This window comes from Roseimaritima multifibrata, assembly GCF_007741495.1.
Classification (GTDB): domain Bacteria; phylum Planctomycetota; class Planctomycetia; order Pirellulales; family Pirellulaceae; genus Roseimaritima; species Roseimaritima multifibrata.
In genome coordinates this window covers 6,107,961-6,121,953 of the sequence record NZ_CP036262.1, presented here as the reverse complement: position 1 = coordinate 6,121,953, position 13,993 = coordinate 6,107,961, and the positions used below count along the sequence as shown (strand labels likewise).

Genomic DNA, 13,993 nt, shown 5'->3' with positions numbered 1-13,993 from the left:
GATGCAGTGGGGGATTTAACTTTGAGATCACACTCGTCAAGAATCGAGGGATGCAATGGCACTGGTGGAACTGCACGACGTTTGCAAAAGTTTTAAAAAGGGGGAGGAAGTGATTACCCCTTTGGATCATGTTGATTTGGAAGTTGCCGAGGGGGCGTTCGTTTCGTTGATGGGGCCCAGCGGTACCGGTAAGAGTACTTTGCTGAATCTGGTCAGCGGAATCGATCGCCCCGATTCCGGACGAATCGTCGTTAACGGGACCGAAGTAACCAGTCTGTCGCGAGGGAAGGTTGCCGATTGGCGTGCTGCGAATCTCGGGTACATCTTTCAGACCCACAATCTGATCCCGGTTCTGACCGCGTATGAAAATGTCGAATTGCCGACACTGCTGCTGAAAATGTCGGCTTCCGAACGACGGAAAAGAGTCGAACTGGCTTTGGATGTTGTGGGCCTTCGAGACCGAGCCGAACACTACCCGCGGCAGTTGTCCGGAGGCCAAGAGCAGCGGGTTGGGATCGCCCGTGCAATTGTTGCCCACCCGCAGATCGTGGTCGCCGATGAGCCGACAGGAAGCTTGGATTCTGAGACCAGTGAGCAAGTTTTGGAGTTGCTGCAACGGCTGAATAGTGAGTTGAATATCACCATGTTAATGGTCACGCATGATCACGAAGCCGCCTCGATTGCTACTCGGCAGTTGGTGTTGGATCGAGGTCATTTTCACGAACAAGCGGGTGAAGCGGTATGACGAAATATGTCCTGAAGACTTTGTGGCGCCATCGCTCTCGGACCCTGCTGACGGTAACGGGAACGGCGGTGGCGATGTTCGTATTCTGCTTTGTGGGGTCGGTGCAGGAAGGCCTGCGGCGTTTGACCAGCGGAGAGGACGCAAACCAAAGTTTGATTGTTTTTCAAGAAAACCGCTTTTGTCCGACGACAAGCCGATTGCCTGAAGACTACCAACGAAAAATCCTTGAAATCGCGGGGGTTCAGGACGTTATGCCGATTCAGGTATGGACCAATAACTGTCGGGCCAGCCTGGATATCGTCGTTTTTAATGGTGCCGATCCCAAGCAAATTCAAAAGCTCCGGCCGATCGAATTGACCGCTGGCAATTGGGCGGATTTCGCCGAGCGACGCGACGCAGCGATTGTCGGAAAAAACGTGGCCCAGCGACGTAACTTGCACGTCGGTGATACTTTTTCAATTGGAGATTTGAACGTCAACGTGGCGGGAGTGTTCGCGTCGTCCGTTCCCGCAGAGGAAAACTTGATTTACACCAGCCTCGCTTTCTTGCAGTACACCCGTGGACTGGATGCTGCAGGGTTGGTGACACAGCACGAAGTCGTGTTAACCAAAGATGCGGACCCCGATCGAGTTGCCGCGGAGATCGATTCAAAATTGCGAGCTTCGACGGTTGCGACAAAAACCCGACGAAAAGGGGCCTTTCAGGCAAGTACGTTATCCGATTTGGTCGACCTGATTGGGTTCGCCCATTACCTCGGGTATGCCTGCGTGGGATTGGTGCTGTCTCTTGTTGCAATGACCACGGTGATGAGTGTTCAAGATCGAATGAAAGAGTATGCCGTACTGCAAACCTTGGGCGTGCGACCGCTGGGAGCACTGCGGCTTGTGCTGACGGAAAGCACGGTGCTCTGTTTTATCGGAGGGGGGCTAGGAACGATGGCGGCGCTGTGGATGTTAGCAGTCGGGGGATTTGCAATCGGCGCCGAAGGGGCAATGATCGCGTTTCGTCCTTCACTGGGATTGGCCGTCAGCGGTGTTTTCGTTTCGGTGCTAGTGGGGATCGTTGCTGGGTTGCCTCCTGGTTTGCAGGCGGCAATGACGCCGGTCGTGACCTCATTGCGGCAACCCTGAAAATCAGTGCCCGACTTGCTTTCTTGACCGCCGGGGCGAAAGCCCTCAGGGAGGGCTGCTTAGAAAGATCAATGGCAAAAACCGAAGTCCCTACGGGGTCGGTGGTGGTGCCTGTTCGATTCCTCCGCCTGGGAGTGGGGCTTCTTCTTGAGCGGAAACACCAACGTCGTGCATCAGGTGATGCAGGGTTGCTTCAATGTGTTCCATTTTGTCAAGAATTCCAAGGCTTCCGATTTGTCGGTGGTGGTGACGTGACCAACCACGTACGTCGTCTTCGATGTGATGAAACAGTTGGTCCATGCCGCCAAGCTTGGCTCGCATCGCATCGCGATCATTCGCATGCTCCGCGTCGTGAATGTACTTGGCAACGTTTAGCAGTTCATAACCTTCGCGATAGGTTTCCTGAAATCCAGGGTTATGCGAATAATTGTAATGAAGGTCTAGTAGCAATTCATTCAGCATCGTTTCCAGTCGGCCCGACAGGTCTTCGTACTGATGGTAGCCACCGAAAGCGAGGGCAGCAGGTCTGGCTGCTGTATGCCCAATGGATGTTGGAGGAACGTAGTAGTAGCGGCTGTCTTCTACGTAATACTGGCCATGGTGATTGCCGTGGTGGGCCGGTACATGGTAGGAACGATTGGAGTGGACAACATCGTGATGTTCGCGGCCAATCACATGCCCGTGGTTGTCACGGATGACATGGTCGTGATGATCGATGTGCGTGCCGCTAGGTCTAGGCCGAGGCCGAGAATTTGGAGAAACGCGGTTGTGCGATCCATTGTGGTGGTCGACACCAGCGGTGTGCCCGTGCCCATCGCGAATCACCTGATCGTGGTGGTCGATTTTAGGGGGTTGAGTCGAATTGCCCCCTCGTCCGAATTGGATTCGAAACTGTGCCGCGGCGTAGTCTGCGAAGACGCAGAGTACGCAGGCAAGCAAAAGACGAGTGATCATGACGGGGTCCAGTATTGGTGAAAAGGGCTGTTGGGGGGGCTGATGAGTTCTATTCTAGCGGTGGCCCGTTTCCGCGTCCGCAACAAATAAGAAATTAAATTGGGGCGCGTTATTCGTATTCGACGACCTCAAACTGCTGGATCGATAAGTCGGTCGTGGGATCATGTGCCTGAAGCATCATGGTTCCTTCTTCTAAGCGTAGGCCACGGCGAGGGTTGGGGTCCGCTTCGCGTGTATCGGTCCAGTCACTGACTTGGATGCCATTTACCCAAGCGGTGATGGTGGGGCCTTTGGCGATCAGCAGCATGTCGAACCACTCTCCGTCATCGGCCGCAACGATACGTGCATCTTGGCGGCGGAAAATGCCGCCCGATCCGCAGTCGCCAGGAATCAGTGGGTTGCCGTCTTTGGTGGCGTTGCTGATCTGGCATTCATACCCATTCATCTTTTCACCCGGGATGCAGCGGAAGAAAACGCCGGAATTTAGATCGGGGGCGTTTGTGCGGACTCGGGTCAGCATCGCAAAATCGGCAAAGGAATCACGTGTTTCCAATTGTCCGCTGCCACCGGTGATGGCAAGCAATCCCTCTTCATTGATCTTAAATTCGCCTTCATATTCGGGATACTGCTTCCACTGGCCTAGGTTCTCTTCGGCAAGTAACGATTGCAAACCTAGCGGGCGAATTCGAATGTCGCGAAATTCGACGTGTCCCTGATCGTGCAGCAGTGAGACGTGCCCTGCTGGCAGCGGCGCCGCGTCTTCGTAGGTGCAGGCCAGTTCGTCATCCAGGTGAACCGTTACCGTATTCCCTTCCACGCGAATTTTATAGCGATGCCATCGGTCGGCAGCGGTTGCTTCGGCGGGCAGTTCTGCGACGGCTTTACGAAGTGCGATGCTGCCCGTCGGATAATTCGCGTCGTCATTAGCGATGCGAATGTTGTAGCAATCGGTTTTGGACGATTCTGGGTAGAGAGGCGTACGGAGGAAAACGCCGCTGCTGGCCCCTTCGTCCGCTTTGAATTCCAGTTCCAGTTCAAAGTCATTCCAGCTAGAGGTCGAAACCAGGAAACTTTTTTCGCCTCCATCGACAACGATGCGATTATCTTCGACACGCCAATTCGCGGATCCCGTTAGCTGCCAGCCAAACAAAGTCTGGTTGTCAAACAGCCGCACCCACCCCTCTCCGGTTTGCTCGGCGGGCAGACGAGCTGCCAAGAGTGTCTCCGCATTAATTTCGTAGGTTTGAGGAATCGCTGGAGGTGTTTTAGCAATCGGATTTTCTAAAACATCCGGTGCGTTTTCGGCTGGTTCGCTATCGGGAACATCTGATTTTGCAGTGGGAGCGTCTGAACGTGAGCAACCAGGGATCAGACTGGAAATCAACAGCAACAGGCAACCGAATCGAAGGCTGAACACCGTTCCTGGATGGGCAGAGGAAATAGGCATGGCAAAACTATCTTGAGTTGGAAAGGAGGCAGGAAACGCAGGCTTAGGTAGCGATATGAAATTAGCCGCGTCGACGTTCAAGGAGGACCAGCATGATCGACGCCATCAAAGAGCGGAGTTCATCGTCCTCCGGTATTTCCGCTAGTTTTTCAAGTGTAAAGCGACCTTCAAAGAAAGCGGGATGTTTGGTTAAGCGTAGGACCGGGGTGCCGTCAGGACGATGGATGATGTAGCTGGGATTGAGCAAGTAGACAGCAATCATGCCCACTATCGGAATTTCAGAGAGCATCGATTCCAAGAACTTCTTCATGGGGCTTTCTTCGGAAATCGTCATGTCGACGGTTTCGTTTTGCATCACGTCGTAATGGGCCGACCAGAGGGAACGCATCCCCTGGCGTCGAACGGCTCCCCAATCATTTCCTTCTGCGTCGGTGAAGTGATAGTTCGCCGAAAAATCGATCATCCTGTCGGCTGCGATTCGGAACAACAGACGCGACTGTTGGGGATCATTGTAGATTTCCACCTGCTCTTTGAATTTGAACATCTTCTGTTTGATGAACATCAGGACTTGGCCCGAAGCGTCCGTCGCGGTGATCCGCTGACCGAATGTGAGCAGTTTGAAGCTAAGCTCGATTGGATATTGCATCAGGATTTTGTTTTGCAAAAAGTGACTTTGATTTCGGTTGCTAATCGGTTAGCGGGTCCAATTGTAACGGCAACTTTAGCGTGAAGCGGCACGACCGCAACGTCATCGACGTTTCTTAACCGAACGGCGCGAGCCGTCCGGCCTTTTTGCACGGCAGTCGTTCATGGGCCGGAGAGCTCGCGCCCTACCGCTAGGAATTTTTCCTTCAAGCCCTTCTTAGCGGAACGGCGCAAGCCGTCCGGCCTTTTTTGCACGGCAGTCATTCATGGGCCGGAGGGCTCGCGCCCTACCGCTAGGATTTTTTGCTTCAAGCCCTTCTTAGCGGAACGGCGCAAGCCGTCCGGCCTTTTTCGCACGGCAGTCATTCATGGGCCGGAGAGCTCGCGCCCTGCCGCTAGGATTTTTTGCTTCAAGCCCTTCTTAGCGGAACGGCGCGAGCCGTCCGGCCTTTTTGCACGGCAGTCATTCGTGGGCCGGAGAGCTCGCGCCCTACCGCTAGGAATTTTTCCTTCAAGCCCTTCTTAGCGGAACGGCGCGAGCCGTCCGGCCTTTTCGCACGGCAGTCATTCGTGGGCCGGAGAGCTCGCGCCCTGCCGCTAAGAAATTTTGCTCTAAGCCGTCCGGCATTTTGCACGAAAAACGTCGCTCGGGCGGAAGGCTCGCGATTGCTTTTGCTGCTGAGGGCGGTTACGCGTATCCGTAACGTTCGAAGTAGTCTGCCCACTCCGTGCGGATACGAGCTTCCGTTTCAGGGGGAAGGGAATGCTTGTTGACCTTGTACTCGCGGTGTTGCGAATCGGCCCACTCTTGCAGCGTTGGACGGATGTCGTCAAATCCATCCAGCTTGAGCGTTTCGTAGATCTCTGCCAGCTTGTTTACCGGATCGGCCACCAAGTCCTCGTATCGAACGTGGATGATCTGTTCGGGATCGATGTGGGCAATATCTCTTTCGAAAGCTGTATACATCCGCTGTAAGCACTCGATGACATACGCTTCCAGTTCTGGAGTCACTTCCGAACTGGGTTTTTGCAAGGCTTGAACGTGGTCCAAACTTGGCCACAGTCGGCATGTGGATGGGAACAGGCTTCGCGGGTCGCGCGTCATGTGGATAAATTTTGTGCCCGGATAGAACTCGGCAAGGTAGCGAAGTCGCCCGGTGTGCGTCGGGCTTTTTAGGACAAGCCGTTGGTCTTTCCGGAGGGTTACGGAAAGGAGGAATTTATGCAACGCGGCTAACCACTCGTCCCGCTTTTCTTGCGGCACGTCGGCAAGGTCCAGGTATTCAAGGTCTGGAGGTGTTTCGTTGGGGAAGGCGATGCGGCGATAGGGAGAGGGAACGCCCAGGTTCATCAACGCAAATTCGTCCTCCTGCGGTCGGTCCCAGCCCGCTTCCATATTGTCCATCGGGCGTTTGGAAGGGAGTAGCCATTTTCCGAACGAACGGAAGAACCACTCGGACACAAGGAAATGATGCGGCGCAAAACACTGATACGTTGAGGGGCCGCCCAGGCGATCGTCTTTGGCAATCAGTTCGTGCATTAACGTGGTCCCGCTACGCCAATGCCCTAGGATAAATAAGGGGGGAGCCGGGAGCTGCTGCGCGTCCAATCTGCGACCATAGATCGCTTTCTGGGCCAGTCGCATCGCCTCGTTAAACGGGCCTGCTAGGGTGACCGTGGTGGCCAGTGCCCAGCGAGTTGGATGGACACGAAAACGGTTGTCTGCAAGGAGACGAAACCAAGTTCCCATCCGCATCCCGTGCCAAAAGCGAGGGCTGTAGAAAGGGTAGGGGTGGTATTGCGGTGAAGGTTTCGGAGCGTTGGAGGTCAACGTCAGAGCCAATGTCAGAGGATGAAGGGAACTGCGTCAAGGACCGCCCCGGGATAGGTTGTCGAATGCGATTCTTGCTGCAGGACGCATGCCTTCCGGTTTTCTCTGCCGGGTAACCTGCGTCTTTTTAATAAACCGGTGATTTATTTGCGGACGGTCCTGTTCTGTACTCTTTCGGCCATTCCATTCGCTAACTGAATCGTAGTTCGAGCAGGCTGGAAATGCTATGAAGCCCGCTTGCTGGTGATTCTCGCCGCGACTGTGAACCCTATACTGGTTTGCATGAGTAACCAGTCAATTTTTGATCCAAGTCCTGGACAAACGACCACGACGCCGGTGCGGACATCGCAGGCTTCGGAATTGCTGCTTCAAAAGGTGGCCAAGGTCACGCGACAGGCACAGCTTTGGCTGCGGTGGCGAGGGCGATTCCTGTTTGCCGCGGTCCTGCTAATCGTTGTCGGTGGGGGGATTTGTGTCGATTATAGCGTCCATGCTTGGTGGGCAAATTGGCCTGAAACTTTCCGCTGGGGGGCGACTGTAACGATTTTATTGGTTGTAGCGTGGGCAGCAGAGCGGTGGTTGTGGAGCCCCCTCGTGCGTCCGGTCACCAATTTTCAGGTTGCTCGCCGGATCGAATTGCGGTTTCCGCGGCTGGGCGATCGGCTGAGTAGTTTCATCGAATCCTACCCATCGACAGAGAATTCTTCTTCCCAAAATCTGCCTGCCTATTCCGAATTGCAACGGGCTGCGAGTGATCGTTTGGCGGAAGAGACGGCGGGTCTGGATTTTTCTCAGGCGCTTGATCAGCCTCGATTTCTCAAAACGGTCTTGGTTTGTGTGGCCGCTGTTGTTGCTGTGGGCCTGTTCTTCTTTCTGCGCCCAGCAACGGCAAGTATCGGCGTGCAGCGGTTAGCGATGCCTTGGCGATCCGTTGAATGGCCAAGGCAAAATCATTTGCAGCTTCGTTATCCCGAACGCATTTCGACTGGCAATCCAGTCTCGTTGCAGATTGTCGATGCGGCGGGGGTGGACCTTCCCGTAGACACGAAATTGTCTTGGCGTCTTGCCGAGGAACCCGATTCCCAACAGTCGGTCGATGTTGATTTGGCAACCGGCGAAGCGATTCTGGATCGGTCGCAAACAGAAGAATCGTTTCAGGTACGTGTCCAAGGGGGAGACGATACGTCGATGCCTTGGCAGAACGTTGAAGTGGTTCCGCCCGCTAAGATGCTTGATCGACGCGTGTCGGTTCAGCCTCCTCCGATCAGCGGCGTCGAAGCGTTCGAGACGGAGGCAAGGCGATTTTCGATACCCATTGATAGCCGGTTTCGAATCCGAATTCGTGTGGATCGGGAATTGCAAAACTTGGTCGTCACTCGCAATGAAGAAATGCTGACGGTCGAACGGTCGAAAGATGGATTGGAGTTTGAATCGACTTGGGCGACGGCTAACGAGCAGGGGACACAGACGTTGCAGTTTGAGTGGACTGATCTTGATGGTTTAACGGGATCGTTTTTGCCCGATTGGGAGATCGATGTTGTGGTCGACTCGGTGCCCGTTGTCGCTTGGACAGAGACTCCGCAGGACCGGTATCTGACATCGGCTGCCGTTCTGGATGTCTCGTTTACGGCCAGTGATAACTACGGTTTGGTGGAGAGTGGTTTGGTATGGGGGGACGGGCAAGAGGCGGAGGGCGATTTTGTGTTGTCCAAACCGGCTGACGGAATTGAACTTCAGCGAGACGTCCAAATTGCGCTCGATTCTGTTCCCGAGCAGGACGACCCTGCGGCCGTTCTGCTCTATGCAGCAGCAAGAGACACGGCGGGGCAGGTTGGACGATCGGAAGGGTTACGCCTGTTTTTGATTTCTGCGGAGGAACTGGAAAGCAGGTTGGTCGAGCAAAGTGAAGAGGTGCTGGAGCTAATCCAAACCGCTAGGAATCGCCAACAAATCGCCATGGACCGGACCTCTGAAGCTCAGTTGCAACAGGACGTTGCACAACGTGAGGCATCGTTGGGGATTGCGCGTGCCGCACAGCAGCAAGCTGTTCAGCAGATCGATTCCGGAGCGTCGGGGGCCTTGGCCAAAGCCGCTCAAGTTGCATCGCAAGCGGAGCTCAATCAGCTCGACTCGCCGTTGCTGAATTCGATGAAAGAGATCGCGGACCAACTGCAGCAGACGCGGGATAGCCAGCTGGCACCGGCGCTGCAGCAGTTAGAACAAGCCGCTGCAGAAGAGTCGACCGATTCCCTGGCGGCGACGTCTGATTTGCAACATGCCGCCGAAGCGACACTCAAATCGATTGAGGATCGTCTGGCAGGCGGTTTGCAAAAACAATTGACCGCTGAATCGATTCGTGAAATGGCGGCGACGCAGCAACGCTTGGCTACTGCAACCGAACGAGCCGCTTCCAGTCAAAGCGAGCAAGAACAACGGGAGCGGACCGAGACGCTTGCCGATCAGCAGCTTGAATTGGCTAGGCAGTCTGAGGACCTTCAGAATCGATTGCAGGAAATGGCTGAGTCGGCTGAGAACGCAGCCGAAGATTTGCAGCAGTGGGCGCCTCGGATGCGGGCGTTAGCGGAACAGTTAAAAAAGCAGCCCGCCAGTGCTGCCCAGGCTCAGGCCCAGCTTGCTGCCGAGATGCGCGAAGCCGCAGAAGACTTCGCCGATCCCGATCGACAATCGGACAGCTCCACGCCGCTTGCCGATCGTGCTTCGGAATTGGTGCGGATGCAGAAGCAGGTGGCGGATGCCGTCGATCAAACCCTGCGTAGCGAAGGAGTGGAAAGTGATGCGGCGATCGCTAAACAAAGTGATGCATTGAAGAAGGTCGATTCGGTGCAAGAAGAGCTGCAGGATTTACCTCTCTTTCCCGAAGCCCTCCAGCATGCCAAGCAGGCGATGGAATCGACGGTCGCTAGGCTCAAGCGAGATCCGTTGGATGCGCAGTCCCTTGCCGACGCTACCGCCGCTAAGGAATGGTTAGAGCAGATCGCTCAGTCACTGCAGCAGGCCGGCACGCCAAGTGATGCGAAGCAAGATCCACAGGAACCGAATTCCGATGATCAGAACGCCGATCCGCAGGAAGAGAATGGAGAGACGAAACCGGATTTCCCGATGGCTTCGATTCATCTGATGCGTTCGATGCAGGTTCGGTTGCGCGATCAGACGCAGCAATTGGAAGATCGACGAACCGAGCTTGACGGGGCAGATGCTGTGCAGGAATGGAAACGCGAACGCCAGGAATTAGCGGCTCAGCAAGCCGAGTTAGCCGAACGCTTACAGGCGATTTTAGATGATCAGTAAAAACGACGGTTCGAAGGCACGCAGGATAAACCGAATGATCAAGCTTTTTTCGAAATCGAAATCGATGGCGCGTCTGGGAAGCATTTGGTTCGGGCTGGTGGTCTGTTCGTTTGCAGGGACGCCGGACTGCCGAATCCTCTCCTGTAGTCGACTTAACGCGCAGGAACCGCCGGCGACGGAACCTGCGACAAAGGGACCGGCAACGGGCGAAGCAGCCTTCGATGATTTGTTGGATGGGCTGATGATCGATGCGGAGCCAGAAAAAAGGGTGAAGGGCAAAACGGAAGATCCGGAAACGTCGCCGATTGAAGGGGTGACCCTCGGGGATGGTGGCCCCTTGTTGGCGGCTTATCAATCGATGGTCAATGCACAGCGTCAATTGCAATCAACCGACGAGGATTCTCAGGCGGCAACAGGCGGCAGCGTGGTTTCTGTTCAGCAATCAGCGATCGATGCCTTGGATCAGATCCTCCAACAGCTTCAGTCGCCGCCGGAAGAATCGCAAACGGAGCCTCAGCAATCCGAAACATCGATGGAAGAAACGCCTGCCGAAGAGGCCGTTTCCCAGCAGCAACGGGAGTCCCAAGAGGAGGGCAAGAAACCGGAATCGTCTGAGAAATCGGAGGATCCAAATGGTTCGCCAGGAGACGGCGATTCGATGACGCCCGAACAGCTTCAGGGGGATCCGGCAAGTCAGCAGGCCGTTAACCAACGGAACCTTCAGGAATCGGTTTGGGGGCATCTGCCTGATCAGGTTCGTCAGCAGTTGCAGGCTTCTTTGCCCGAACAATTTCATCCTCGTTACCAGCAAGCGATCCAGGCCTACTATCAAGCTTTGGCGGAGGCGGAAGACCAATGATGCAATCAAACGGTATCGACTCTAAACCAATGCAGCGTGGACAACTGAATCGAAGAGGCGTTTTAGCGGGCGTCTTGGCTGCCTCTTTGTGTCACCGAAATCGGGTGCTTGGTGATGATGTGCAGCAAGCGGTGGATGGGTGGGCGCAGACCGACGCCCTGTTCACGACCGCCACAAGGGAAGCGATCGCCAATGGGCTGCGGTATCTATTTAAAGAACAGCGGGCGAATGGGTCCTTTCCAGGGCGGATGGGAGAGAACGTCGGCGTCGTTTCTCTGTGCGGACTTGCTTTGTTGGCGACCGGAAACCTGCCGGGACGGGGACCGCTGGGAACGACCGTCGAGAAATGTGTGCAGTACATTGCGGATTCTTGCACCGATAGCGGATTCATCATTCGTCGTGCTTCCGCCAGTCGAGGCGAAATGTACGGGCATGGTTTTGCGACTCTGTTCCTTGCCGAAGTTCTGGGGATGACTGATCGCGATGATCTGGGCGTCAAGGTGCGAGCTGCAATTCAGACGATCGTCGGGGCCCAGCACACCTCAGGTGGTTGGCGATATACGCCTCAGCCACTTGAAGCGGACCTTTCGGTTACCATTTGTGAAGTGATGGCACTGCGAGCCGCTCGCAATGCTGGATTGCATGTCCCGGGAGAGGTCGTAGACAAGGCGATCGACTACATCCGTCGCTCTCAAAATGCGGACGGCGGATTTATGTATCAGATGCAGGGGGGCGAGAGTCGGTTCCCGCTAACCGCGGGTGCGATCGTGGCACTGCAGAACGCCGGAAGGTACAAGGGAGAGGAATTGACGCTTGCCTATCAGTTTTTGCAACGCCGACAAACCGCCAATCTTTCCCCACGTCAAAATAACTATTTTTTGTACGCCCATTACTACTCCGTGCAGGCCTTCTGGCAGCAGGGAGGGGATGCGTTTCAGCAATGGTACACGTCGCTGCGAAACATCTTGTTGCGGTTTCAGGCCGTCGATGGCGGTTGGCATGATTTCGTCGGCCGACCTTATGCGACGGCGATGAGCTGTTTGATCTTAAGTGCTCCGCGGACGGCATTGCCCATTTTTCAACGTTGATCGTCCGAGCGAAAATCCTTCTCATGACAATTTCTTTAGCCAGTACAAAATCTTCCACACGACGGGCTGTGGTCTTGATGTTTGGGCTGATCGCCGCACTGGCGTCCAGTGCCGATCGCGGGATCGCGTACGGGCAAGGCCGTCATGCTGAACTTTTGATTTCGCAACCGATCGATTCAGCAGAGCAGGGGAGGGCAGGCGGCGCATTGGAAACGGCCGCGGCAATCCTGCTGGTCGATGGAAGCCGAATCGCAGCGAATCGTTGGCGTTTTGATTCGAAGACGTGCGAGGTATCGAATGAGTGGGGGCAAATGGAGATTCCCCTGGCGGCCGTCCAGGCAATCGTCTGGAACGGACCACTCGATCGAGAAGCTTGGCAGCGAATCGAACGGAAAGCCGCTCGTTTAAAAGGGCCCGAGGATGCGGTTATTGCGATCGATGGAACGGTAACTCGTGGGAGTTTGGTCGCCGGTCAAACGATTGAAAGTCAGGACAGGCAAGGGGAATTCAGGCTGGCGGGTGCGGAGCAAAGTTCGGAGGCACGCCCTACGATCGATTTTAGTGGTCCTCGATTACGAGCCTTCGTCTCCAGTCCCGCTTTGCGTATGGCGACGGTTGTCGACGACCAAGATCACTGGATGGCTCTGTCCGACGGTAGTCTGGTTCGATTGAAATCACCGCTGCAGGAATCGCCAAAGCGGTTGGCCGTTGGTGGAGAATTTTTGCAGGTTGGAGGAATGTCGAATCGCTGGGACGCAATGTTGGTCTGGTCCGCGCCCGCGGTTCAGTCCGGTGCGTTGGAATTGCGGTCGCCTTTGCGGTATCGACACGTGCCGTCGTTCGGCGACGTCATCGCGATGGATAGTTGGGGCGATTCCTCGTCGCCGCGTTGGTGCGAAGGAGAATGGGTTCGAAGCGGAATCGAGGTCCCTGCAAACAGCCGGATCGTTTACCGCCTAAATGGAGAGCAGCGATTGCGTGGTTTCGTGCGTGCTCGAATGGATGTGGCTCCCAATCACGATAGGCTGCTGCGGTCTATGGTCTGTCGCTTTATCGTGCAAACCGCCGACGCATCCGGAAAGTTAACAACGCGTTGGCAGTCCCCCGAAATCACTGCCGGCACCGAGGGCAATCTTTCAGAGAGCGAGGAAGAGACGGACCGGACGGCGGAGATTGATATCGATTTGGCCGGAGCCAAGCTGCTTATTCTGGGGGTGGACCCGATCGGCAATGCAGGGTTTGGACGAGGTCAGTGGCTGGAGATGACGTTGGGGCAATGAGCCGCGACTGTCCCCGTTGACGCAGCAGTGGTCCGCGAACGGTGACGGTCGGTTCAGCTTCCTAGGTGGAGCGGATCATTTAACGGTCGCTTGGACGCTCGCGCGGCGGATCTGCAGAATGTTGTTTACGTAATTTGTTAAAATCACCAGGGGTGTTGGGTTTCCGTCGAATGGGTGGCCCCAGGGAAGTTGCCAGCTGCGACCAAAGGCCCCTTTTGGGTAGCTTGGATCGGCGGGTGGGTAGACGTTTGGTTAGTGTATACTGCGTTCGCTACACGGCTTGTCCACTCATTCGACCGACTGCTATTATCCGTTATGAACCCATCTGATCCTGCTCTGCCCGCCGCCAGCGATAGTCCTGCTGCGGATTTGTCGCTCGCCGATTTGCAGGCGAAAATCCGCACGATGTACTACGAAAAAGACGTCGAACGAGGGGTCGACGGAACTTTTATGTGGTTGATGGAAGAAATTGGCGAACTCGCATCGGCTTTGAGGGGTAATGATCAAGAGAATCTTGCCGAAGAGTTTGCGGATGTGATTGCCTGGTTGGCGACGATTGCTAATGTTGCCGGCGTCGATTTGTCCGCCGCTCTAATCGCTAAATATGGCCATGGTTGTCCCGGTTGCGGGCGGCTGGCTTGCCTTTGCCCCGCTGAAGAGAAACCGTGAAATCCTTGTTTCTGGACCGGCCCCCATTCTTAAACT

The 13,993-nt window shown here is 55.3% G+C and carries 11 protein-coding genes; 7 read left to right on the top strand and 4 right to left on the bottom strand.

The genetic code is table 11. From position 1 onward, the window contains the following. Nucleotides 1-55: 55 nt before the first annotated feature. Both FF011L_RS22240 and FF011L_RS22235 read left to right on the top strand, forming a co-directional pair. Complete coding sequence (locus FF011L_RS22240) at nt 56-745, top strand: ABC transporter ATP-binding protein (protein WP_145354168.1); 690 nt, start codon at nt 56-58, stop codon at nt 743-745. Continuing rightward, nucleotides 742-1,875, top strand: coding sequence for an ABC transporter permease (locus FF011L_RS22235; protein ID WP_145354167.1), 1,134 nt, complete (start codon nt 742-744; stop codon nt 1,873-1,875). Before FF011L_RS22240 ends, FF011L_RS22235 begins: the two co-directional genes overlap by 4 nt. Nucleotides 1,876-1,965: 90 nt before the next feature. Here the strand turns inward: FF011L_RS22235 and FF011L_RS22230 are convergent, their stop codons facing one another. The 4 genes from FF011L_RS22230 to FF011L_RS22215 all read right to left on the bottom strand — a co-directional run bounded on the left by FF011L_RS22230 (nt 1,966) and on the right by FF011L_RS22215 (nt 6,752). Further along, nucleotides 1,966-2,829 carry a hypothetical protein gene (locus FF011L_RS22230; protein WP_145354166.1) on the bottom strand — a complete coding sequence of 288 codons (864 nt, stop codon included), beginning with the start codon at nt 2,827-2,829 and terminating at the stop codon, nt 1,966-1,968. A 109-nt stretch (nt 2,830-2,938) separates the two neighbouring features. Further along, nucleotides 2,939-4,276: a 3-keto-disaccharide hydrolase gene (locus tag FF011L_RS22225; RefSeq protein WP_145354165.1), complete on the bottom strand. Its 1,338-nt coding sequence runs from the start codon at nt 4,274-4,276 to the stop codon at nt 2,939-2,941. A 61-nt stretch (nt 4,277-4,337) separates the two neighbouring features. Continuing rightward, nucleotides 4,338-4,922 carry an LURP-one-related/scramblase family protein gene (locus FF011L_RS22220; RefSeq protein ID WP_145354164.1) on the bottom strand — a complete coding sequence of 195 codons (585 nt, stop codon included), beginning with the start codon at nt 4,920-4,922 and terminating at the stop codon, nt 4,338-4,340. A 687-nt stretch (nt 4,923-5,609) separates the two neighbouring features. Then, nucleotides 5,610-6,752 carry a sulfotransferase family protein gene (locus FF011L_RS22215; RefSeq protein WP_246109566.1) on the bottom strand — a complete coding sequence of 381 codons (1,143 nt, stop codon included), beginning with the start codon at nt 6,750-6,752 and terminating at the stop codon, nt 5,610-5,612. A gap of 282 nt (nt 6,753-7,034) precedes the next feature. Between FF011L_RS22215 and FF011L_RS22210 the strand changes: the two genes are divergently transcribed. The 5 genes from FF011L_RS22210 to FF011L_RS22190 all read left to right on the top strand — a co-directional run bounded on the left by FF011L_RS22210 (nt 7,035) and on the right by FF011L_RS22190 (nt 13,957). Then, nucleotides 7,035-10,061 carry a DUF4175 family protein gene (locus FF011L_RS22210; RefSeq protein WP_145354163.1) on the top strand — a complete coding sequence of 1,009 codons (3,027 nt, stop codon included), beginning with the start codon at nt 7,035-7,037 and terminating at the stop codon, nt 10,059-10,061. A 34-nt stretch (nt 10,062-10,095) separates the two neighbouring features. Continuing rightward, nucleotides 10,096-10,920, top strand: coding sequence for a hypothetical protein (locus tag FF011L_RS22205; protein ID WP_145354162.1), 825 nt, complete (start codon nt 10,096-10,098; stop codon nt 10,918-10,920). After that, entirely contained in the window at nt 10,917-12,008 is a 1,092-nt protein-coding gene (locus tag FF011L_RS22200; protein ID WP_145354161.1) for a prenyltransferase/squalene oxidase repeat-containing protein, read from the top strand. The genes FF011L_RS22205 and FF011L_RS22200 overlap by 4 nt, the downstream gene beginning before the upstream one ends. Before the next feature lie 23 nt (nt 12,009-12,031). Beyond that, on the top strand, nt 12,032-13,288 hold the full coding sequence (locus tag FF011L_RS22195) for a hypothetical protein (RefSeq protein ID WP_145354160.1): 1,257 nt from the start codon (nt 12,032-12,034) through the stop codon (nt 13,286-13,288). Nucleotides 13,289-13,603: 315 nt separating this feature from the next. Continuing rightward, the gene (locus FF011L_RS22190) at nt 13,604-13,957 is read left to right on the top strand and encodes a MazG nucleotide pyrophosphohydrolase domain-containing protein (RefSeq protein ID WP_145354159.1); all 354 of its coding nucleotides are present in this window, start codon (nt 13,604-13,606) and stop codon (nt 13,955-13,957) included. Nucleotides 13,958-13,993: the final 36 nt, after the last annotated feature.

Excerpts from the sequence above, each read along its gene's own strand:
- FF011L_RS22195 (WP_145354160.1), top strand. The coding sequence starts at position 12,032 with ATGACAATTTCTTTAGCCAGTACAAAATCTTCCACACGACGGGCTGTG.
- FF011L_RS22190 (WP_145354159.1), top strand. The coding sequence starts at position 13,604 with ATGAACCCATCTGATCCTGCTCTGCCCGCCGCCAGCGATAGTCCTGCT.
- FF011L_RS22210 (WP_145354163.1), top strand. The coding sequence starts at position 7,035 with ATGAGTAACCAGTCAATTTTTGATCCAAGTCCTGGACAAACGACCACG.
- FF011L_RS22240 (WP_145354168.1), top strand. The coding sequence starts at position 56 with ATGGCACTGGTGGAACTGCACGACGTTTGCAAAAGTTTTAAAAAGGGG.
- FF011L_RS22200 (WP_145354161.1), top strand. The coding sequence starts at position 10,917 with ATGATGCAATCAAACGGTATCGACTCTAAACCAATGCAGCGTGGACAA.
- FF011L_RS22220 (WP_145354164.1), bottom strand. The coding sequence starts at position 4,922 with ATGCAATATCCAATCGAGCTTAGCTTCAAACTGCTCACATTCGGTCAG.
- FF011L_RS22225 (WP_145354165.1), bottom strand. The coding sequence starts at position 4,276 with ATGCCTATTTCCTCTGCCCATCCAGGAACGGTGTTCAGCCTTCGATTC.
- FF011L_RS22235 (WP_145354167.1), top strand. The coding sequence starts at position 742 with ATGACGAAATATGTCCTGAAGACTTTGTGGCGCCATCGCTCTCGGACC.
- FF011L_RS22230 (WP_145354166.1), bottom strand. The coding sequence starts at position 2,829 with ATGATCACTCGTCTTTTGCTTGCCTGCGTACTCTGCGTCTTCGCAGAC.
- FF011L_RS22205 (WP_145354162.1), top strand. The coding sequence starts at position 10,096 with ATGATCAAGCTTTTTTCGAAATCGAAATCGATGGCGCGTCTGGGAAGC.